Annotated in this window: 18 protein-coding genes; 9 read left to right on the top strand and 9 right to left on the bottom strand. The window is 68.5% G+C overall.

The genetic code is table 11. The features are described from left to right. Positions 1-64: 64 nt before the first annotated feature. A complete protein-coding gene (locus ACQEVY_RS01400) occupies positions 65-886 on the bottom strand; it encodes a LuxR C-terminal-related transcriptional regulator (protein WP_432943905.1) in 822 nt (273 codons plus the stop codon). 399 nt (positions 887-1,285) lie between these two features. Here ACQEVY_RS01400 and ACQEVY_RS01395 point away from each other — a divergent pair, with 399 nt between their 5' ends. From ACQEVY_RS01395 to ACQEVY_RS01385, 3 genes are all read left to right on the top strand, one after another. Continuing rightward, positions 1,286-1,705 carry an SPASM domain-containing protein gene (locus ACQEVY_RS01395; RefSeq protein WP_432943903.1) on the top strand — a complete coding sequence of 140 codons (420 nt, stop codon included), beginning with the start codon at positions 1,286-1,288 and terminating at the stop codon, positions 1,703-1,705. A gap of 8 nt (positions 1,706-1,713) precedes the next feature. Continuing rightward, positions 1,714-2,136, top strand: coding sequence for a hypothetical protein (locus tag ACQEVY_RS01390; protein WP_432943901.1), 423 nt, complete (start codon positions 1,714-1,716; stop codon positions 2,134-2,136). A gap of 248 nt (positions 2,137-2,384) precedes the next feature. Next, complete coding sequence (locus ACQEVY_RS01385; RefSeq protein WP_033318546.1) at positions 2,385-2,666, top strand: metal-sensitive transcriptional regulator; 282 nt, start codon at positions 2,385-2,387, stop codon at positions 2,664-2,666. 41 nt (positions 2,667-2,707) lie between these two features. Here the strand turns inward: ACQEVY_RS01385 and ACQEVY_RS01380 are convergent, their stop codons facing one another. Continuing rightward, positions 2,708-3,973, bottom strand: a complete 1,266-nt coding sequence (locus tag ACQEVY_RS01380) for an alpha-L-fucosidase (RefSeq protein ID WP_432943899.1) — start codon at positions 3,971-3,973, stop codon at positions 2,708-2,710. Positions 3,974-4,326: 353 nt separating this feature from the next. Between ACQEVY_RS01380 and ACQEVY_RS01375 the strand changes: the two genes are divergently transcribed. Continuing rightward, positions 4,327-5,568, top strand: a complete 1,242-nt coding sequence (locus ACQEVY_RS01375; RefSeq protein ID WP_432943897.1) for an acyl-CoA dehydrogenase family protein — start codon at positions 4,327-4,329, stop codon at positions 5,566-5,568. 115 nt (positions 5,569-5,683) lie between these two features. Then, on the top strand, positions 5,684-6,082 hold the full coding sequence (locus ACQEVY_RS01370; protein WP_432943895.1) for an SseB family protein: 399 nt from the start codon (positions 5,684-5,686) through the stop codon (positions 6,080-6,082). 503 nt (positions 6,083-6,585) lie between these two features. On the opposite strand, the gene ACQEVY_RS01365 is transcribed toward ACQEVY_RS01370, so the two are convergent. After that, the gene (locus ACQEVY_RS01365) at positions 6,586-6,975 is read right to left on the bottom strand and encodes a MarR family winged helix-turn-helix transcriptional regulator (protein ID WP_328766180.1); all 390 of its coding nucleotides are present in this window, start codon (positions 6,973-6,975) and stop codon (positions 6,586-6,588) included. A 56-nt stretch (positions 6,976-7,031) separates the two neighbouring features. Then, a complete protein-coding gene (locus ACQEVY_RS01360) occupies positions 7,032-7,640 on the bottom strand; it encodes a TMEM165/GDT1 family protein (protein ID WP_432943892.1) in 609 nt (202 codons plus the stop codon). A gap of 367 nt (positions 7,641-8,007) precedes the next feature. Between ACQEVY_RS01360 and ACQEVY_RS01355 the strand changes: the two genes are divergently transcribed. Next, positions 8,008-8,382: an SseB family protein gene (locus tag ACQEVY_RS01355; RefSeq protein ID WP_432943890.1), complete on the top strand. Its 375-nt coding sequence runs from the start codon at positions 8,008-8,010 to the stop codon at positions 8,380-8,382. Positions 8,383-8,403: 21 nt separating this feature from the next. On the opposite strand, the gene ACQEVY_RS01350 is transcribed toward ACQEVY_RS01355, so the two are convergent. The 4 genes from ACQEVY_RS01350 to ACQEVY_RS01335 are packed head-to-tail and all read right to left on the bottom strand — an operon-like array spanning position 8,404 to position 12,573. Further along, complete coding sequence (locus ACQEVY_RS01350; protein ID WP_432943888.1) at positions 8,404-9,435, bottom strand: LacI family DNA-binding transcriptional regulator; 1,032 nt, start codon at positions 9,433-9,435, stop codon at positions 8,404-8,406. Continuing rightward, on the bottom strand, positions 9,432-10,337 hold the full coding sequence (locus ACQEVY_RS01345) for a carbohydrate ABC transporter permease (RefSeq protein WP_432943886.1): 906 nt from the start codon (positions 10,335-10,337) through the stop codon (positions 9,432-9,434). The genes ACQEVY_RS01350 and ACQEVY_RS01345 overlap by 4 nt, the downstream gene beginning before the upstream one ends. Beyond that, complete coding sequence (locus tag ACQEVY_RS01340) at positions 10,334-11,257, bottom strand: carbohydrate ABC transporter permease (protein ID WP_432943884.1); 924 nt, start codon at positions 11,255-11,257, stop codon at positions 10,334-10,336. The genes ACQEVY_RS01345 and ACQEVY_RS01340 overlap by 4 nt, the downstream gene beginning before the upstream one ends. Further along, a complete protein-coding gene (locus tag ACQEVY_RS01335; protein WP_432943882.1) occupies positions 11,254-12,573 on the bottom strand; it encodes an ABC transporter substrate-binding protein in 1,320 nt (439 codons plus the stop codon). The genes ACQEVY_RS01340 and ACQEVY_RS01335 overlap by 4 nt, the downstream gene beginning before the upstream one ends. Before the next feature lie 222 nt (positions 12,574-12,795). On the opposite strand from ACQEVY_RS01335, the gene ACQEVY_RS01330 reads away from it, so the two are divergent. Together ACQEVY_RS01330 and ACQEVY_RS01325 are read left to right on the top strand one after the other, a co-directional pair. Next, a complete protein-coding gene (locus tag ACQEVY_RS01330) occupies positions 12,796-14,817 on the top strand; it encodes a beta-galactosidase (protein ID WP_432943880.1) in 2,022 nt (673 codons plus the stop codon). 114 nt (positions 14,818-14,931) lie between these two features. After that, entirely contained in the window at positions 14,932-16,494 is a 1,563-nt protein-coding gene (locus ACQEVY_RS01325; RefSeq protein WP_432943878.1) for a glycoside hydrolase family 53 protein, read from the top strand. Between the two features lie 50 nt (positions 16,495-16,544). Here the strand turns inward: ACQEVY_RS01325 and ACQEVY_RS01320 are convergent, their stop codons facing one another. Beyond that, positions 16,545-18,077 (bottom strand): AMP-binding protein, encoded by a 1,533-nt coding sequence (locus ACQEVY_RS01320; protein WP_432943876.1) that lies wholly within the window; start codon positions 18,075-18,077, stop codon positions 16,545-16,547. 104 nt (positions 18,078-18,181) lie between these two features. On the opposite strand from ACQEVY_RS01320, the gene ACQEVY_RS01315 reads away from it, so the two are divergent. Continuing rightward, a complete protein-coding gene (locus ACQEVY_RS01315; protein WP_432955010.1) occupies positions 18,182-18,574 on the top strand; it encodes a nuclear transport factor 2 family protein in 393 nt (130 codons plus the stop codon). Positions 18,575-18,593 lie beyond the last annotated feature (19 nt).

Here is an 18,593-nt window from a genome sequence, read left to right as displayed (position 1 = left end):
CGATTACGGGCGGCGCCGTGGTGCCGCCGCCCGGGCCGACGCTAGCAAGCAACAACCAGTCGGCTCACCGCTTTTGCTGCTCGACGGCCTTCTCGTGGAAGATGTCGAGATCGCGCAGCAGGTAGCCCGCGTGGAGCCGGTTACGGGCACCGATGCGACGCATGATGTCGGCGAGGTGGCGTTGGAAGGTACGCAACGAGATGCCGAGACGCTTTGCGACAACCTTGTCGTCGTAGCCCTGGGAGAGCAGCTTCACGATCGCCGTCTTGATCTCCTCCGAGCTGCGCAGCACCTGATCCCGTTCGTAGGCGAGGGGGAACGGCAACGCTTTGGCCCAGGCTCCCTCGAAGGCGCGCACCAGGAAATGGAGGACGTGCGGATCGCGGATGACCAGCGCGCCCTTCGGATTGTCGGCCAGCTCGATCAGGGCGACCTCTCCGTCGAAGACGATGAGCCGCATGAACACCTCCGTGACGAGCCGGACTTGGGCGCCGTGCTCGACGAGCAGCGAGGCGTGGTCCACGGTGGGCTGATGGAACTGCGCCGCGTACTGGTAGAGCGTGCGCATGCGGATGCCGCGTTCCAGGACCCCGATCGTGCGATCGGTGGCCTCCTTGAGGACAGGCTCGGGGCGAGGACCGCCCGGCTGGGACGTGAGAATCTCCCGGGCCGCCCGGGCCGAAAGCTCGGACAGTGCCATGCGGACGGCGTCCACACCCTCGAGGCGGTGCAACAACTGTGTCCGCCCGCGTTTCAGGACACTGTCCTCATATATGGGCATCAATTCCATGAGGTGGGAACTCACGTCGTTGATCACCGCCTGGCGCTCGCGCAGCTCGCGGATGGCCGGCATCAGGAGCTGTGCGTGGGCGGTGGCCGGCGCCACCGGTATGAGTTGATTCGGGTCTTCCGGTTTCCTGGTGAGCACCTTGAGTTGCAGTAACCGGTCGATTGCCCTGCCCGTGTCATGAGGTGAAGCCTCCGCGAACCCCATGAGTTCGTTGTGGGAGACGCTATCCCGCGCTGTCGCGTACGCGTACAGATCGGCTGCGAGACGGCTGACACTGCTCGTTGCCTCATCGCATTCTTGGCATACGTATCCCATTGACATGGTGCGTTCCTTTCGCGCTCATGGAGCCTTCCGTGAACCTCCAAGATCAGGAAAGGAAAGTCCCCGACACAAGAGCGCGAATGCGTCGCTCGGCCGCAGCTGCCGGGGCTGATCCTGCTCGCTTCCGTACGAGCTGGTTCGCATCGCCCGCCTTCTTGCGCATTCCTTCGGCAAATGCCAAAGCCTTCACCTGGGCCGAGTACATCGACGGGAGCAGCGGTCGCCCTGGGCGCGCTGGGCGACGGCCGCCGAGCTCGCCCGCCTCGCAAAGGAGAGTGCGACCACGTCCGACCCTTCGGGCGCGGCGCACACGCTCAGGCCCCGGACACCGCTGCCCTGTGCGGTCAGTGCGGTAGCGGCAGGGCCGCCATCGGCCCGAACGGCGACGTTGCCCCCTGCGTCTTCTCGAGATGGATGGACGTCGGCAACATCCGCGATGCGCCGCTGGCCTCTATCCTCGGCGGCGACGCCATGACGCAGGCCAACGCGATCATCCGCAGCACACCGCGAATGGCCGGCTGCGAACCCGGATGCGAGCCCAACAGTGCGTGCAATCCGGGAACCCCGCCCAGCGACTGCAACCCTCGGAGGTAAGCGAATCCATGACGCGCCCACTGCCCGACCCCGCGTTCTGGGCACTGATCCACTCGCACACCGGGGACCTGGCCGACACGCAGCCAACGGAGCGCGGATTCGGCTCGGACCTGAGCGCGGTAGTCGAGTGCGAGAAGGGGCCGTTCTTCGTCAAGGCGATGCGCAACCGGCCCGGAGGCCGCCGCGACTCCATCACCCGCGAGAGGCTCATCAACCCGTTCATCCGTTCCTTCGGGCACAGCGCCGAGTCCGCCGAATGGTGGGCGGCCCGCTGCTTCCAGGCCTGGGTGAACGCGGCTCGAAGGCACTCGACGCGTTCGCGGCTGCCACCGTGCGCATGTATCGCGGTTTCGCCGAGCGGCAGCCCGATGCGTCGTGGCTCGAGGTCATGGCGGCAGCGGCTGAGTCCTGGGTCGACCACCGTGGCGTGACGGGGGTCTGACGCACGTACGACAGGCCCCGCCGCCGGGAGGCCAGAAGCCTCCTGCGGCGGGGTCTTTGCGTGCCCGCTCTTCCCTCCGGGAGGGCACCGCCGTCTCACACAGATCTCACAAACCTGGTGTGAGACGGCGGCCATGGAGCCGCCAAGCCGGACGTTATGGGCGCAGGAGGCGCCCGTTGAACGCCACGAACGCCCTATAGAGTACCGGGCGGGGTATACGAGGAGGGAGCGTTCCGTATGGAACTGCAGATGGCGGCCGACGAGCTGAAGTCCGTGATCAACCGGCTCAAGCGAGCCCAGGGGCAGATAGCGGGCGTGATCAACATGATCGAGCAGGGCCGCTCCTGCGATGAGGTGGTCACCCAACTGGCCGCCGCCTCAAGGGCGTTGGACCGCGCCGGGTTCGCGATCATCGCGACCGGTCTGGAGCACTGCATGGCCCCCGAGAACGGCGAGCCGGACATGGACCGCGACCAGATGCGGGCCCGACTGGAGAAGCTGTTCCTCTCGCTCGCTTGACTCGGAGTGCCGGGGGTCTACGAGTGTGACCGCGGCGGGCCTCAGTCCCGCCCCGCCCCCCGGTACAGATCCAGCTCCCCGTCCAGCTCGATGGCCAGCACCGTGGCCTGATCGTCCAGGTCGGCCGCAGCGGGCGCGTCGATCCAGGTCACGCCCGGTACGGTGTCCAGGCCGCCGGTGACATGGTGGCCCAGTTCGGCGCCCGTACCCAGGACCGTGGCCCGAAGCACGCGGTTGCGCAGTCCGCGTACGGAAACGGAATCGCGCGGCGCATCGAAGCAGACCAGGTACACCGTGCGCCGGTCGGCGGACAGTGTGCTGGGACCGTAGTGGTGCCCGGCGGGCAGCCCGGCGACGGTGCCGTACACGGCGTCGGCATGGCGCGCGATCCACGCGCCGAGGCCCTCCAGGCGTTCGACCTGCTCCTCGGGGATCGTGCCGTCCTCCCGCGGCCCCGCGCCGAGCAGCAGATTGCCGCCCATGCCGATCGTCTCCGTGAAGTAACGCACCAACTGACGCACCGACTTGAAGTCGCGATCCTGCGGCCGGTAGCTCCACGAGTCGTTGATCGTGAGGCACAGCTCCCAAGGACCTTCCGGGGCCTGGAGCGGTGCACCCTGTTCCGGGGTGGCGTAGTCGCCGTAGCCGAGCATGCGGCCGTTGAGGATGGTGTCCGGGTTGCGCGCCAGGATGAGCTCGGCCAGCTCCCGCATCCGCCACTGCTCCTCCGAGCGCTCCCACTCACCGTCGAACCAGAGGATGTCGGGGCGGAAGCGGTCGACGAGCTCGCGGACCTGGCCGTCGCGGTACGCGAGATAGCGCGCCCAGGCCTCCGGGTCCTCCTTGCCGGGCTCGGCGTGCGAGTAGGCATTGGCCGGCACGAGGTGCGGCCCCGGGTGCCGCTCGCTCGCGTAGTCCGGGTGGTTCCAGTCGGAGTGCGAGTAGTAGAGGCCGACCTTGAGGTCCCTGGCGCGTAGCGCGTCTACGAAGCCGGTGACGAGGTCGCGGCCGGCCGGTGTGTCGCGGACGACGTCGAGATTGCGGTGGTCGGTGTCCCACAGGGCGACGCCGTCGTGGTGCTTCGTGGTGAGCACCGCGTACTGCGCGCCCACGCGGGCGAACAACTCGGCCCAGGCGTCCGGGTCGTAGCGCGACGCGGTGAAGCCGTCGAGCTGTTTCATGTACTGCTCGTGCGTCATCTCGCCCGTGTAGAAGGACCAGGACTCGGCAGCGCCGCCCACGGCGTAGATGCCGTAGTGGATGAACACGCCCAGCTTGGCGTCGGGAAACCAGGGTTGCATCGGCATACGTCCACGCTAGGCGCGGTGCCGCGGACTACGCGTGGGCGGCGGTCACCACTGCTGGTCCGTTTTCACCATGGGGCGAGACTCAGCCGTACGACTCCGAATACCGCGCCGTGAACCAGTGGCGAAACCCGGCATCCGATCGCGCCGAGGTGGTCGAGCAGTACCCCGACCTGGGCGGTCTCCAGCCGGTGCGTGCGCAAGTACACCTCGTGACGGCGCGCCCCCGGCGCGCCCCGGATCACCCCTCGGTTGGGCCTACTTGGCGCTATCCGATGGGTACAAGGGAGGCCGGTCGCGTGTTCAATCACCAGTACCGCGCTACGTACGGACGGCCCCACACTTCAGGAGGCACCGTGATAGCCCCTCCCGAACCCGCCCTGACCGAAAGCGAGTTGATCGAGCGGGCGGTGGCCATGCGGCCCGCGCTGCTCGAACGGCAGCTGGAGACCGAGCGATTGACGCGCTACCCGAAGGAGACCCACGAGGATTTCTTACGCGCCGGCTTCTACCGGATCCTCCAACCGCGCCGCTACGGCGGATACGAGTTCGGTCTGCCGACCTTCTACCGGGTGGTCACCGAGATCGCCCGTGGCTGCCCCTCGACGGGCTGGGCCCTCTCGCTCACCGCCGCCCATGTCCTCCAAGGGGCCTCCTTGTTCGAGGCGAAGGCGCAGGACGAGATCTTCGGTGACGAGGGCGACTTCCGGGCCGCGTCCACCGCGATGCCGGCCGGCGTGGCCGAGCCGGACGGCCACGGCCATGTCGTCCTCGACGGCACCTGGCCGTATGCCTCGGGCTCCCCGTACTCCACGCACTTCGTCGGCCAGATACTGCGCGCCCCCGAGAAGCCGGGCGACCCGCCAGGACCGATGGTGCTGTTCGTTGCGCCGCGCGCGGTCTGGACGCTGCTTGACGACTGGCACGGAGTCCTGGGTCTGCGCGGCAGCGGCTCCAACAGCATCCGGATGGAACGGGCGCGCATCCCCGAGTACTTCACCGTGGAAGCGAGCCTGCTCGATCTGCCGGTCGAGGGCGGCTCGCCCGGATCGGAGCTGCACGGCAACCCGATGTACGCGGGGCGCGCGCCCAGCTTCTTCCACGGCGAGCTGGCCGCCATCATGATCGGCACCGCGTACGCAGCCGCCGACGAGTACGCGCGGATCGTCGCCGAACGCCCACTGACCCTGGAACCCCACCGCACCCGGGCCGAACTCCACGACTACCAGCGCCACTTGGGCGAAGCGCTCGGCGTGATCCACACGGCGCACGCCGCTCTCCAGCGCACCGCCGAGGAGTACATGGAGGTCTGCCACCGCAACGTGACAGGCGAGGCCCCCTTCACCACCGCCGAGGACAACCGCCTCGCGATGGTCTTCCTGAACGCCGGCCGTATGGCCTGGGACGCGCTGCAGAACACCCTCTTCCGGTCGGCGGGCTCCCGGTACGCCCGCGACGGGGAACGGATGCAGCGCTACTTCCGGGACGCGGCCACGTACTGGACGCATCTCGGCCCCAACATGGCGGAGCCGCTCGCACGGCGGGTCGGCCGCGACCGGCTCGGGCTGCCCTCGGACGACGTCCCCCTCATTCCGTGAGCCATCCGTGATGCGTGGGGCAGGAATGCCATGCCCCACGGCGGGTACGCGAGCCACGCGCCCGGAGCGAACGGTTGTCCGGGTGCCCGAAAACGCCACTACGTCGGGATGTGCCATGGAAATACCCTCGAACGACAGCGTCACGTCGGCGGCGGAGCGGGCGCTGAGCGTGCTGGCCGAGAACACCGAGGACGATGCGGCGCTGGACACGCTGGCCGGTACGGATGTGCTGGTTCCGGTGCCCGATGACACCGACGACGAGGCGGCGGCCGATCCCACGGTGGTGGCGCTGCCCGTCCTGGAGCAGGACGGCGAGGACCCGCTTGTGCCGGTGTTCACGTCGGAGATGCGGATGGCTGAGCTGCTGCCGTATGTGTCCCGGTACCGGCTGGTGCCGCTCGCTGCGCTGGCTTCTCAGTGGCCTTCTGGGGATCTGTCGCTGACGATCGACGCGAGTTCTCCGCACGGGTTGACGCTTGATTCGGAGGGTGTGCGCACCCTCCTGATCCGTTAGCCACAGGTTCGAATCTGCGGGTTCGTTGTGGTTGCTCGCGCAGTTCCCCGCGCCCCTTGGGTGGTTGGTGGGTGCGGGGCCGCGGTCCGGTGCGTCAGCCCGTCGCCAACAGGGCATACGACCCCGTGCTGACACAAGGCGCAGGTATGCCCAGACCGAAGCTAAGCGACGGGCATACGACGCACCGGCCCACGTCCCCTCCCACCGGCGGAAGAGCGCGGGTAGTCGGGGGTGCGGGCTTGTCGGTTCGCTTGCTCGTCGGGCTGCGGGCAGTCGCAGGTTTTTCAGGGGCGCGGGGAACTGCGCGACCAGCCACAACGGACCCGCAGCCGCGACACGAAGTGTCACCCACCACCCCCTGGCGGGGGTCTGGGGCGCAGCCCAAGTTTCGGGAAGGGGCGGGATTGGGGAACTGCGCGACCAGCCACGACGCACCCGCAGCCGCGACACGCAGTGTCACCCACCACCCCCTGGCGGGGGCCTAGGGCGCAGCCCCGGGAGGTTCAGTCACCCTTCAGCATGCGCGCCAGCGCGGCCCGCTGGAGGGGCCGTACCTCCGTGTGCAGATCGCGGCCCTTCTGGGTGAGCGTGACAAACACCCCGCGGCGGTCCTCCTGGCAGAGGGACCGCGTGACCAGGCCCTCCCTCTCCAGGCGGCCGATAAGGCGAGACAGCGCGCTCTGGCTCAGGTGGACGCGGTCGGCGATGTCCTGGACGCGGCACTTTTCGCCCGGGTGCGGGGCCGCGACCAGGATGTCGAGGACCTCGAAGTCGCTGGCCCCCAAGCCGTGCGGATGCAACTCGCGGTCGATCTCGCAGATCGTGCGCGCATGCACCGCCAGGATCTCCCGCCACTGCTCCGCGAGCCGGGAATCGGCCGTCTCCGCTGACATATATGCACGGTAACAGAAACTGGAACTTTTGTTGCCTGTGCAACTAGTGCCCCGAGTCAGGTGAAGATCTCGACCGCCGACCATACGGCGAGGCCGAGCATGCACAGCCCCCCGATGCGCTGAACGGTCTTCAGCGGCACGCGCTTGGCGATGAAGCGGCCCGCCAGTAGCGCCAGGGCGGAGACCGACATGAGGGCCGCCGCGGAGCCGACCGCCACCGACGCGAGGCCGCTCGTGGCCGCGAGGTTGGCCGTCGTGATCTGCGTCAGGTCGCCCCACTCGCTGATGAAGACGGCCATGAAGGCGGTCGTGTAGACCGGCCAGAACCCGGTGACCGTCCGGCTGCCGCCCGCGTCCGCCTCGTCGTCCTCTCCTTCGCCGCGCAGCAACATGTAGGCGCCGAAGGCGAAGAGCGCGGCCGAGACGGTCTTGACGGTCCAGTCGGGCAGCAGGCCGATGAGGCTGCCGGCGCCGACGGCGATCGCGACATGCACGACGAACGCGGTCGACGTGCCGAACCACACGTACAAGGGCCGCATACGCGTGCCCATGGCCAGCGAGGCGAACATCGTCTTGTCGGGCAGTTCGGCGAGGAAGATCAGCCCGAAGGCGGTGATGATTGCCAAGGGGTCGAGGTCGAGAGACGCCAGAGGGGCGAGGGACATCCGGGTGGCTTTCTGTACGGGCCGGGCCTTCCGGATCTTCGCGAAGCGCCCTCGGCTGGGGCGACGGGAGAACCGATCGGCCCGGCATGACGGGTGCACCGCACGGCGTGCGAGCACATCAATGCCTGGCCGAAGGTCTCGCCCACCCGCCTGTTCACGCGGGCCCGGCCACCGGGAGCCCGTGGGCTCCAGTGTGTCGACGACCGGTTCGCAGAGCTACTCCCCTTCGCGATCACCCAGTCTACCGGTCATCCGCGCGTGCTCCGCATGAGCGTGCGAACGAAGGGTAGGCGACAGTTGTCCCACAAGGACGGTCCCACGCGGACGGAAAACGTCGTCCGCGGGACACGAACGAAACGCCACCCCCATGACCAGCCCTCCCGACGAAGACACGTCCGCCGGCATCCTTCGCGCCCTGGGTGTCCTGGCGTATGACGGCCAGGACAGTGAGGCACGGGCCCTTTTGGCAGCGAGCAAGGTGCTGGTGCCGGCCGACCCTCTCGACGACGCGGACGCCCCAGCACTGACGCTCACGACGACAAGCCATACGGTTCAGGTCTTCACGTCGGAGGAGCGGATGGCCCAGGCGTTGCCGGACGTCCAGACCTACCACCTCGTACCCCTCGGCCTACTCCCGGCCCACTGGCCCGAGGGCGGCGACTCGCTCACCATCGACCCCGGTTCGCCGGACAGCCTGACGCTGTCGGTGGACGGCGTACGGCTGCTGCTCGGCGAACCCTGACGCCACGCCCTGTCGCAGGGTTCAGGTCGAGTGCCGCTTCACCAGCTCCGTCGGCAGGATCACCGCCGCCGGGTCCTCGCCGCCGATCTGGGCGAGCAGGACGCGCACCATCTCGGCGCTGATGCGGTCCCAGGGCTGACGGATCGTGGTCAGTTCCGGGCTCGCCGCGGTGGCGGCGGGGGAGTCGTCGAAGCCGCCGACCGCGACATCCTCCGGGACTCGGCATCCGGCCCGCTGGAGCACGGCCAGCACGCCCTGCGCCATCAGGTCGGAGGCCACGAACACGGCGTCGATGTCGGGCACTTGGGCGATGAGCCGCTCGGCGCCCGCCTCACCGCTGGAGCGGCTGTAGTCGCCGGAGACGATGAGCCGCTCGTCGATCTCGATGCCCGCTTCGGTGAGCACCTCCCGGTAACCCGCGAGCCGTTCAACACCACCCGGTGTGTCCAGCGGACCGGTCACCACGCCGATGCGACGGCGGCCGAGCGACAGCAGGTGGCGCACCATGTCCCGGGCACCGTCCCGGTCGTCCGCGGCCACGTAACTCACCTTGGAGCCAAGGCCGATGGGTTTGCCACAGGCGACCAGCGGTACCCCCGCCTCCCGCAACTGTTCGGCGACCGGGTCGCCGGAGTGGCTGGAGACCAGCAGTACCCCGTCGACATGGCCCGCGGTGATGTACCGGGTGATGCGCCGCCGTTCGTCCTCGGTGCCGGCCAGCATCAGCAGCAGCGGGATGTCGTGCGCGGCCAGCGCCTGGGTGCAACCCCGCAGCAGAACATTGAAGTTGGGGTCCTCGAAGAACCTCTCCTGCGGTTCGGTCAGCAGGAAACCGATCGAGTCCGACCGCCCGGTGATCAGCGAGCGGGCGTGCCGGTTGACGACGTAACCCGTCCTGCGGATGGCCGCGTTGACCGCCTCCTGCGCCGCCGGGCTCACATAGTGCCCGCCGTTGAGAACGCGGGAGACGGTGCCGCGCGAGACACCGGCCTCGCGCGCCACGTCATGGATCGTCGGCGGCTTGCGCCGGCCCCCCGTCGAGTGCATGGTCATGACTTTACGGCTCCGGACAGCAGGTCGAGGCTCCAGAACCGCTGGATGACCAGGAACAGCGCGATCAGCGGGATCACCGCGAGCAGCGCTCCCGTGATCACGAGCGTGTACAAGGCCGGGGTGTTGGAGCCCTGTTCGAGGAGCGTGAACAGGCCCAGCGTGATCGGGAACTTCTCGTCGTCGCTGAGCATGATGAACGGCAGCAGGAAGTTGTTCCACACCGCCACGAACTGGAACAGGAAGACGGTCACCAGGCCCGGCACCATCATCGGCAGCGCGACCCGAGTGAAGATCCGCCACTCGCTCGCCCCATCCATCCGCCCGGCCTCGACCACATCACTCGGCACGGCCGCGGTGGCGTAGATGCGAGCGAGGTAGACGCCGTACGGCGAGAGGATCAGCGGCAGCAGCACCGAGGCGTACGAATCCGTCAAGTCGGCCTTGGCCAGCAGCAGATACTGGGGGATCGCCAGGATCACCGGCGGCATCAGCACGCCCGCCAGGAGGATGCTGAACACGGTCTCGCGGCCACGGAAGCGGTAGATCGCGAGGGCGTAGCCGCTGAGCGCCGAGACCGCTGTCGACAGGAGGGCGCCCAGGCCCGCGTAGAGGGCGGAGTTGCCCATCCACTTCCAGTAGACGCCGTCCCGATAGGCGTTGAGGTCGGACAGGTTCTCCGCGAAGCCGGTGCCCGGCAGGAACGTGAACGTCGAGAACAGCTCACGGCCCGACTTGGTCGCCGCGATCACTACCCAGGCCACCGGCAGCAGACAGTAGACCGCGCCAAGCAGCAGCGTGACCGTCGGGACGAAGGCGATACGGCGGCGCAGCGGCGGCCCCTGCGCGGTGCCGGGCGTCGTACCGGCGGCCGGAGCGGCCTTGCGGACGGCAAGAGAACTCATCGTGCTTCCTCCTGCTTCGTACGGGAGTTGGCGGCGCGGAGGAACCCGAAGGACAGGACGAGCGTGACGAGCGCGATGATCACGGCGCCCGCGGCGGCCGAGTGGATGTCGCCCTTGCCGAAGGCGTCCACGTACACCTTCATCAGCGGACTCCAGGTGGTGGAAACGGAGTTGGTGAGCGGCTTGAGCGTGGTCGGCTCGCTGAACACCTGAAGTGTCGCGATGATCGAGAAGAAGAAGGTCAGCACCAGCGAGGGCGCCACCATCGGGATCTTGATCCGCAGCGCGATCTGCAGGGGTGAGCAGCCGTCGAGCTTCGCCGCCTCGTACACCTCCGTCGGGATGGCCTGCAGCGAGGTGTAGATGACGATCATGTTGAAGCCGGTGCCGCCCCAGACCGCGATGTTGGACAGCGCGAGGAACAGCGGCCCGCCGTCCAGCAGGTCCGGCTGCGGCATCCCCAGCTTGTCGAGTACGAAGTAGAAGGGGCTGACGTCCGGCAGGTACAGGAAGCCCCACAGCAGCGCTGCGACGACGCCGGGAATGGCGTACGGCAGGAAGATGGCGAGCCGGGTGAAGGGCGCGAGACGGACCCGCTCGGTGTCGAGCATCAGCGCGAAGAGAAGAGCGAGGCCGAGCATGACCGGGACGACGATGGCGCCGTACCCGAGCACACGCAGCGCGCCGGCCAGCAGCTCCGAGTCGGTCAGGGCGTCGGTGTAGTTCTCCAGACCCGCCCAGACCTCGCTGCGGGCGCCCGAGCCCAGGCCCAGGCCCTTGACCTGAACCTTGTGCAGGCTGAGCCAGACCGCGTAGCCGATGGGCAGCGCGAAGAAGAGGGCGAACAGGATCGTTGCAGGAAGGAGGAAGGCATACGGGGCCCCCTTGACCCCGTACGACTTCCGGCGTGCGCTCGTCACTCCGCGACCTCGAAGCCCTGCTTCTTCATGTCGGCGATCGTGTCGTCCTGCATCGTCTTCAGGGCGGCACCGAAGTCCGACTTGTCCTTGGCGGCCTTGCCGAAGGCGTCCTTGAAGGTGGTGTACGCGACGTTCACGTTCGGGCCCCATGCGGAGGGCGCGGTGGTCTTCGCGATCTCGGAGGCCTTGGTGTAGAAGTCCGGCTGATTGGAGAAGAAGGCCGGCGGCTCGGTGAACGCCCCGCTGGTCTGCGCGTTCGTGGCGGCGGGGTAGATGCCGCCCTCCTTCGCGAGCGCGGTGAGCGCCTCAGGGTCCGTGTTCAGCCAGGCGGCGAACTTCGCGGCGGCCGACTTGTTCTTGGAGTCCGTGGTGACGGCCGTGGAGGAGCCGCCCCAGCTGCCGGTCACGTTCTCGCCGGCCGACCACTGCGGCAGTGGGGCCATCGCCCACTTGCCCTTCGTGTCGGGCGCCGCGGTCGTCAGGGTGCCGGGCGCCCAGACCGCGCTCACCCAGGCGATCTGCTTGCCGGTGTTGAGCGCCTTGTTCCAAGCCGGCGTGTACATCGGCTGGTTGTCGATCGCGCCCTCCTTGACGAGACCGCCCCAGAAGTCGGCGACCTTCTGCGTCGCCGCGTCGTCGATGCCGACCTTCCACGTCTCGCCCTCAGTGGTCCACCACTTGGCGCCCGCCTGCTGTGCCAGACCTGCGAACTGCCCGGAGTCGTTGGCGGAGAACGTGGTGAGGTCCGTCTCCGGGGACTTCTTCTTCAGCGCGCGGGCCGTCTCCGCGAACTCGTCCCAGGTCGTCGGAACCTTGAGGCCGTACTTCTTGAAGAGGTCCTCGCGGTAGTAGAACATCATCGGCCCGGAGTCCTGCGGGATCGCGTACACCGCGTCCGAACCCAGCGTCGTCTGCTGCCAGACGCCCTCGGCGAACTTGTCCTTCACGCCGTCCACCTCGCCGGCTATGTCGGCGAGCGCGTCATTGCCGACCAGCGTCGGCAGGGCCTGGTACTCGGCCTGCACCAAGTCCGGGGCCTTCTTGGCCTTGTGCGCCGTGAGGATCTTGGTGACGAGGGTGTCGCCGGACGCCTGCTTCTTCACCGTGACGGTGATCTGCTCGTCCTTGCCCGGGCCTTTGTTCCACAGGTCGGCGACCTTGTCCATGCCCGGCGTCCAGGACCAGTACGTCAGCGAGACCGGCCCCGAGTCGGCCTCGCTGTCCTCGTCCGAGGAGCCGCAGGCGGCAAGAGCGGTGGCGCCGAGTGAGACGGCGACCGAGATGGTCACGAGGCGACGCAGCTTCGTGTATGGCATGGATGTATCTCCCTGACCGTGGTCTCCGCCTGCTGCGGAGGCCTGCCCCTTTTTCTGGCGCGGCTCGCCCCTTCGGCTCGCCCGTGCTGGTTCTGTGAGCGTTCACAGTAGAGAAACATCCAGGACACTTGTCAATGGTTGTTGCTGTGCGGTTATGTTGGGCTCGCGCCACCAGTGCTGTGTGTGCACGTTCCCAAATGATCGACAAACCGGGAGAGATCCATGCCGGAGACTGCCCCCAAGGGCCTCACCAGGCTCGCCTTCGGCGGGGACTACAACCCCGAGCAGTGGCCGGAAAGGGTCTGGCACGAGGACGTCCGGCTGATGCGCGAGGCGGGCGTCACGATGGTGAGCGTCGGGATCTTCTCCTGGGCCCTGCTGGAGCCTTCACCGGGGGTGTACGAGTTCGGCTGGCTGGACCGCCTCCTCGACCTGCTGCACGAGAACGGGATACGCGCCGACCTCGGTACGCCGACGGTCGCGCCCCCGGCCTGGTTCTACCGCGCACACCCCGAGGCCCTGCCGGTGACCGCCGACGGGACGCGCTACGAGTTCGGCTCGCGCGGCGCCATCTGCCACAGCAACCCGCACTACCGCGAGGCCGCCGCCGCCATCACCACTCGGCTTGCCAAGCGCTACGCGAACCATCCCGCGCTCGCGCTGTGGCACGTCCACAACGAGTACGGCGTCCCCGTCTCGGCCTGCTACTGCGAGTCCTGCGCCGCACACTTCCGCCGCTGGCTGGCAGCGACGTACGAGAGTGTCGACGCGGTCAACGAAGCCTGGGGAACCGCCTTCTGGGGCCAGCGGTACGCGGACTTCGACCAGATCAACCCACCCCGGGTGACCCCCACGGTCGGCAACCCGGCCCAGGCGCTCGACTACAAGCGCTTCGCCGACGCCACCATGCGCGAGAACTTCATGACCGAGCGCGACATCCTGCACCGCCTCTCACCCGGCATCCCCGTCACCACGAACTTCATGACCGCCCTCAGCCAGTGCGACTCCGTCGACTACTGGGCCTGGGGCCGCGAGGTCGACCTCGTCACCAACGACCACTACCTGATCACCGACGGCCGCCGTACGCACGTGAACCTCGCGATGGCCGCCGACCTCACCCGCTCCGTCGCCGGCGGCGCACCCTGGCTGCTCCTCGAGCACTCCACGTCAGGCGTCAACTGGCAGCCCCGTAACCCCGCCAAGGCCCCCGGCGAGATGGCCCGCAACTCCCTCGCACATGTGGCCCGCGGTTCCGACGGCGCCCTGTTCTTCCAGTGGCGCCAGTCACGGCGCGGCGCGGAGAAGTTCCACTCGGCGATGCTTCCGCACGGCGGCACGGACACGCGCGTATGGCGCGAAGTGGTCGAACTCGGCGCGTCTGTAAGCGAGTTGGCGCCGATCCAGGGCACGCGCACCGTCGCCGACGTGGCCGTCCTCTGGGACTGGCACTCCTGGTGGGCGCAGAACCTCCAGTGGCGCCCCAGCGAGGACCACGACGCCCGCGAACGCGCCGACGCCTTCTACGAAGCCCTATACGACCGCCACCTCACCGTCGACTTCGCCCACCCCGAAGCCGACTTGTCGGCCTATCCACTTGTCGTCGTACCCGCCCTGTATCTGATGACCCAAGCCGCCGGTCGGAACCTCAAGGAGTACGTCGAGAACGGCGGCACCCTCGTCGTCTCGTACTTCTCCGGCATCGTCGACGAGCACGACGCCGTGCACGACGGCCCGTACCCGGGCCCCCTGCGGGACGTACTCGGCCTGACCGTCGAGGAGTTCTCGCCGCTGCTCCCCGGCGACCAGGTCCACGTCACCGGCCCCGAGGGCTCCGAACTCACCGCCGACGTATGGACCGAGTTCGTGGTGCCGCGCGGCGCCGACACCGTCTGGACGTACGCCGACGGGCTCGCCGCGGGCCACCCGGCCATCACCCGGAACCGGCTCGGCGAGGGCACCGCCTGGTACGTCTCCACCCGACTCGGCGGCGACGGCCTCGACGCCCTCATGGGCTGGGCCGCCGAGGACGCCCGCATCGCGCCGCGCGCCGACCTCCCGCGCGACGTCGAAGTGGTGCGCCGCACCGGCGAGTCGGGCACCTACCTCTTCGCGATCAACCACACCTCGTCCGACGCCAAGGTGCCGCTGGAGGCGCACGGCACCGAACTGCTGACGGGCGAACGCGCCGCGGGCCGCCTCGCGGTTCCCGCGGGAGCCGTCCGGGTCGTACGACTCGACGGCTGAGCCGACTCCCTCCGCCCGTGTGAGCCACGCGCCGCGGGCGGAGGGCGCCCTCCCCAGCCCCATCAGGAGGGGCACCCCCACATCCCCATCACGTCGAAGGGACGACGGACGACGATGTTCCATCCCAGACGCACGCTCAAGGCCCTGCTGCTGCCGCTCGCGGCCGGGCTCGCCCTCACCGCCCTGCCCGCACAGTCGGCGGTGGCGGCCAGCACGCTCCAGAACACCGGGTTCGAGGCCGACGGTTCCGGTGTCGCCACGCCCAGCGGCTGGTCGGAGTACGGTTCCACCGGCGCCTCCTTCGTGGAGTCCGGTGGCCGCAGCGGCAGTTACCGCCTGTCGCACTACGCGTCCTCCGCGTACAAGGTGGAGACGTACCAGTACCTCTCCGGGCTGACCAACGGGAACTACACCCTCAGGGCCTGGGTGCGCTCGGGCGGCGGCCAGAAGTCCGCGTACCTGGCGCTCAAGAACTGCGGAAGCGCCGAGCAGCGCACCGATCTGCCGGTCTCCAGCAGCGGCTGGGTCCGCATCGTCGTCCCCCTCCGGGTGACGAACAGCCAGTGCACGATCAGCATCAACTCCGATGCGAACGCGGGCAACTGGATCAACGTCGACGACCTGACGTTCACCTCGGGCACGACCAACGGCCTGGCCATCAAGGGCTCTGACGTCTCGTCACTCCCCAAGAGCGAGGCCAAGGGCGGCGTCTACCGGACGAGCTCCGGCAGCACAGGGGACGCCCTCGCCATTCTCAAGTCCCACGGGCACAACTACGCCCGCCTCAAGGTGTGGGTGAACCCGGCCGACGGCTACAACAACAAGGCCCGCGTCCTCGCGATGGCCAAGCGCGTCAAGGCGCAGGGCATGAAGCTCCTCGTCGACTTCCACTACTCGGACTTCTGGGCCGACCCGGGCCGCCAGGACAAGCCCGCCGCCTGGGCCGGACACTCGTACAGCCAGCTGAAGACGGACGTCTACAACCACACGTACGACGTCCTCAACGCCCTGAAGGCGCAGGGCACCACGGCCGACATGGTGCAGGTCGGCAACGAGACCAACGGCGGCATGCTCTGGAACGAGGGCTCCACCGACAACTGGGGCCAGCTCGCCGGGCTGCTCAACTCCGGCTACGACGCGGTCAAGGCGGTCAACTCGTCCACGACCGTGGCGCTGCACCTCGCCAAGGGCGGCGACCTCGCGGGCACCCGCTGGTGGTTCGACAGCGCACGCTCGAACGGTGTGAAGTTCGACGTCATCGGCCTGTCGTACTACGGCTACTGGCACGGCTCGCTCACCGACTTCCAGACCACCCTGGACGACGCGGCGACCCGCTACGGCAAGCCGGTCTACGTCGCCGAGACGGCCTACCCCTTCCGTCTCGGCAGCGAGGACTCGCACGAGGACATCATCAACACGAGCGGTGAGCTGGTGGCCGGATACCCGGCCACCACGGCCGGGCAGACCGCCTGGTTCCGCGACATCATGAACATCGTGGAGGCCGTCCCGAACAACCGCGGCCTTGGTGTCTTCTACTGGGAGTCCACCTGGACCGCGGTCAACGGCAACGGCTGGGACCCGACCGACCCGTCGTCGGGCAACGCCTGGGAGAACCAGGCCTTGTTTGGCTACGACGACCGGCCGCTTCCGGCGATGTCATTGTTCAACCGCCGGTGACACCCTGATGCGGAAGCCCGCCCGCGCCCGGAGCGCGGGCGGGCTTTCCGTCACGTACCGGCGTCGCCGTCCCTCCAGAACGGCTCCCGCAGCTTGAACTTCTGCAGCTTCCCGGTGGCCGTACGCGGCAGCGACTCGACGAAGTCGACCCGCTTCGGGGTCTTGAAACCGGCGAGCTGCGTACGGCAGTGGGCGATCAACTCCTCGGCGGTGACGCCCGATCCGTCCGTCACGACGAGCGCGGTGACCAGTTCGCCCCACTTGGCGTCCGGGATTCCGATGACCGCCACCTCGCGCACGGCCGGATGCGAGGTGATCACGTCCTCCACCTCGATCGACGAGACGTTCTCGCCGCCGGAGATGATGACGTCCTTCTTGCGGTCGGAGATCACCAGATAGCCCTCGTCGTCGACGTATCCGCCGTCGCCGGTGTGGAACCAGCCGCCCGCCTGCGCCTTCGCCGTCTCCTCGGGCTGGTCCCAGTAGCCGTCAAGGTTGTGGTTCGAGGCGGTGAGCACCTCGCCGTCGGCGTCCACGTCGACGCGTACGCCGAGCGCAGGCACCCCGGCCCGCCCGAGCCGGCGGGCACGCTCGGTGGGCTCCAGGTCGTCCCACTCCTCGCGTCCGCGGTTGACCGTGACGAGCGGGGAGGTCTCCGTCAGCCCGTAGATCTGGATGAACTCCCAGCCCAGTTCGCCCATCACACGCTCGATGGTGCGGGTCGGCGGCGGCGCGCCCGCGCAGACGATACGGACCCGGTCGCGGCCGGGGATCTCGCCGTCCCAGTCGGCCGCCGCGTCGAGCACGGCGTTCAGGACGGCGGGCGCCGCGCACATCAGGGTGACGCCGTGCCGCTCGACGCGGCGCAGGATCTCGGTGCCGTCGATCTGGCGAAGCACGATGTGACGACCGCCGACGCCTGTCACGCCGTACGGCATGCCCCAGCCGTTGGCGTGGAACATCGGCAGCGTGTGCAGATAGACGTCACGGTCACTGATCGTGGTGTGCAGGCCGAACACCGTCGCGTTCAGCCACAGATTGCGGTGGGTGAGCTGAACTCCCTTGGGGCGGGCGGTGGTTCCGGACGTGTAGTTGATGCTGGCGGTGGCGTCCTCGGCCGGCTCGGGCCACTCCCGCGGCTCGGTGCCGTGCAGGAAGAGCTCCTCGTCGTCGCTCTCGCCGAGTACGAACTTGTGCTTCACATCGAGTGTGTCGAGTAGGTCCGTGCGGGACGCGTCCGCGTAGACGGCGGACGCGCCGGAGTGCCGCACGATGTAGTCGATCTCCGGCTGGGTGAGCCGGAAGTTGACCGGCACCAAAACCCGCCCCCACCCGGAGACCCCGAAGAACGAGGTCAGCAATCGCGCCGAGTTCTGCGAGACCACCGCCACGCGCCCGCCCACCGGGATGTCGAGCCGGTCGAGCCGGGCAGCTTGAGCACGGGCCAGCGCGGCCAGCTCCCGATAGGTGAGCTCTCCGAGGCTCGGTCCTGGCTGCTCCGGTTCGTCGACGACGGCGACGCGGTCCCGATACACATGCGCCGCACGGTCGAGGAAGTCACGGACGGTCAGCGGGTAGTACACAACAGCACCTCCGAGGGTCGGTAGTTCCTCCGGTATAGCCGCCGGGGCGCCGCCATCCGTACTGTCCGACACACAGAACCAACCAAAGGATGACGAGGTCAGCAGTGAACCCCTTCCGCAAGGCCGTCGAGGACGGCGACCACGAGGCCGTCGTCGCCCTGCTCGCCGAGGACGTCGTGTTCACCAGCCCGGTGGTGTTCAAGCCGTACGCCGGAAAGGCGATCACCGCGGCGATCCTGGGCGCCGTCCTGCGCGTCTTCGAGGACTTCCGCTACGTCCGCGAGATCGCGAACCCGGACGGCCGCGACCTCGCCCTGGTCTTCGAGGCGCGTGTGGGTGAGCGGCAGATCCAGGGCTGCGACCTGCTGCACTTCGACGAGGACGGCCGGATCGACGCCCTCACGGTCATGGTTCGCCCGCTGTCCGGCGCCCAGGCGCTCCAGCAGGCGATGGCGGCACAGTTCGAGCGCATCGAGCGAGAGGCCGCGGGCGCCTGAGAATCCCGGAGCGATAGCC

The organism is Streptomyces sp. CA-288835 (assembly GCF_050936385.1).
GTDB lineage: Bacteria > Actinomycetota > Actinomycetes > Streptomycetales > Streptomycetaceae > Streptomyces.
The sequence above is the reverse complement of the archived record's forward strand: the minus strand, read 5'-3'. Positions and strand labels throughout refer to the sequence as shown.

What these genes read in the sequence shown, in the direction of transcription:
- ACQEVY_RS01390 (WP_432943901.1), top strand. Translation starts at nt 1,714, where the DNA reads ATGACGCGCCCACTGCCCGACCCCGCGTTCTGGGCACTGATCCACTCG.
- ACQEVY_RS01335 (WP_432943882.1), bottom strand. Translation starts at nt 12,573, where the DNA reads ATGCCATACACGAAGCTGCGTCGCCTCGTGACCATCTCGGTCGCCGTC.
- ACQEVY_RS01380 (WP_432943899.1), bottom strand. Translation starts at nt 3,973, where the DNA reads ATGCCGATGCAACCCTGGTTTCCCGACGCCAAGCTGGGCGTGTTCATC.
- ACQEVY_RS01355 (WP_432943890.1), top strand. Translation starts at nt 8,008, where the DNA reads ATGACCAGCCCTCCCGACGAAGACACGTCCGCCGGCATCCTTCGCGCC.
- ACQEVY_RS01330 (WP_432943880.1), top strand. Translation starts at nt 12,796, where the DNA reads ATGCCGGAGACTGCCCCCAAGGGCCTCACCAGGCTCGCCTTCGGCGGG.
- ACQEVY_RS01325 (WP_432943878.1), top strand. Translation starts at nt 14,932, where the DNA reads ATGTTCCATCCCAGACGCACGCTCAAGGCCCTGCTGCTGCCGCTCGCG.
- ACQEVY_RS01385 (WP_033318546.1), top strand. Translation starts at nt 2,385, where the DNA reads ATGGAACTGCAGATGGCGGCCGACGAGCTGAAGTCCGTGATCAACCGG.
- ACQEVY_RS01345 (WP_432943886.1), bottom strand. Translation starts at nt 10,337, where the DNA reads ATGAGTTCTCTTGCCGTCCGCAAGGCCGCTCCGGCCGCCGGTACGACG.
- ACQEVY_RS01360 (WP_432943892.1), bottom strand. Translation starts at nt 7,640, where the DNA reads ATGTCCCTCGCCCCTCTGGCGTCTCTCGACCTCGACCCCTTGGCAATC.
- ACQEVY_RS01350 (WP_432943888.1), bottom strand. Translation starts at nt 9,435, where the DNA reads ATGACCATGCACTCGACGGGGGGCCGGCGCAAGCCGCCGACGATCCAT.
- ACQEVY_RS01370 (WP_432943895.1), top strand. Translation starts at nt 5,684, where the DNA reads ATGGAAATACCCTCGAACGACAGCGTCACGTCGGCGGCGGAGCGGGCG.
- ACQEVY_RS01395 (WP_432943903.1), top strand. Translation starts at nt 1,286, where the DNA reads ATGCCAAAGCCTTCACCTGGGCCGAGTACATCGACGGGAGCAGCGGTC.
- ACQEVY_RS01365 (WP_328766180.1), bottom strand. Translation starts at nt 6,975, where the DNA reads ATGTCAGCGGAGACGGCCGATTCCCGGCTCGCGGAGCAGTGGCGGGAG.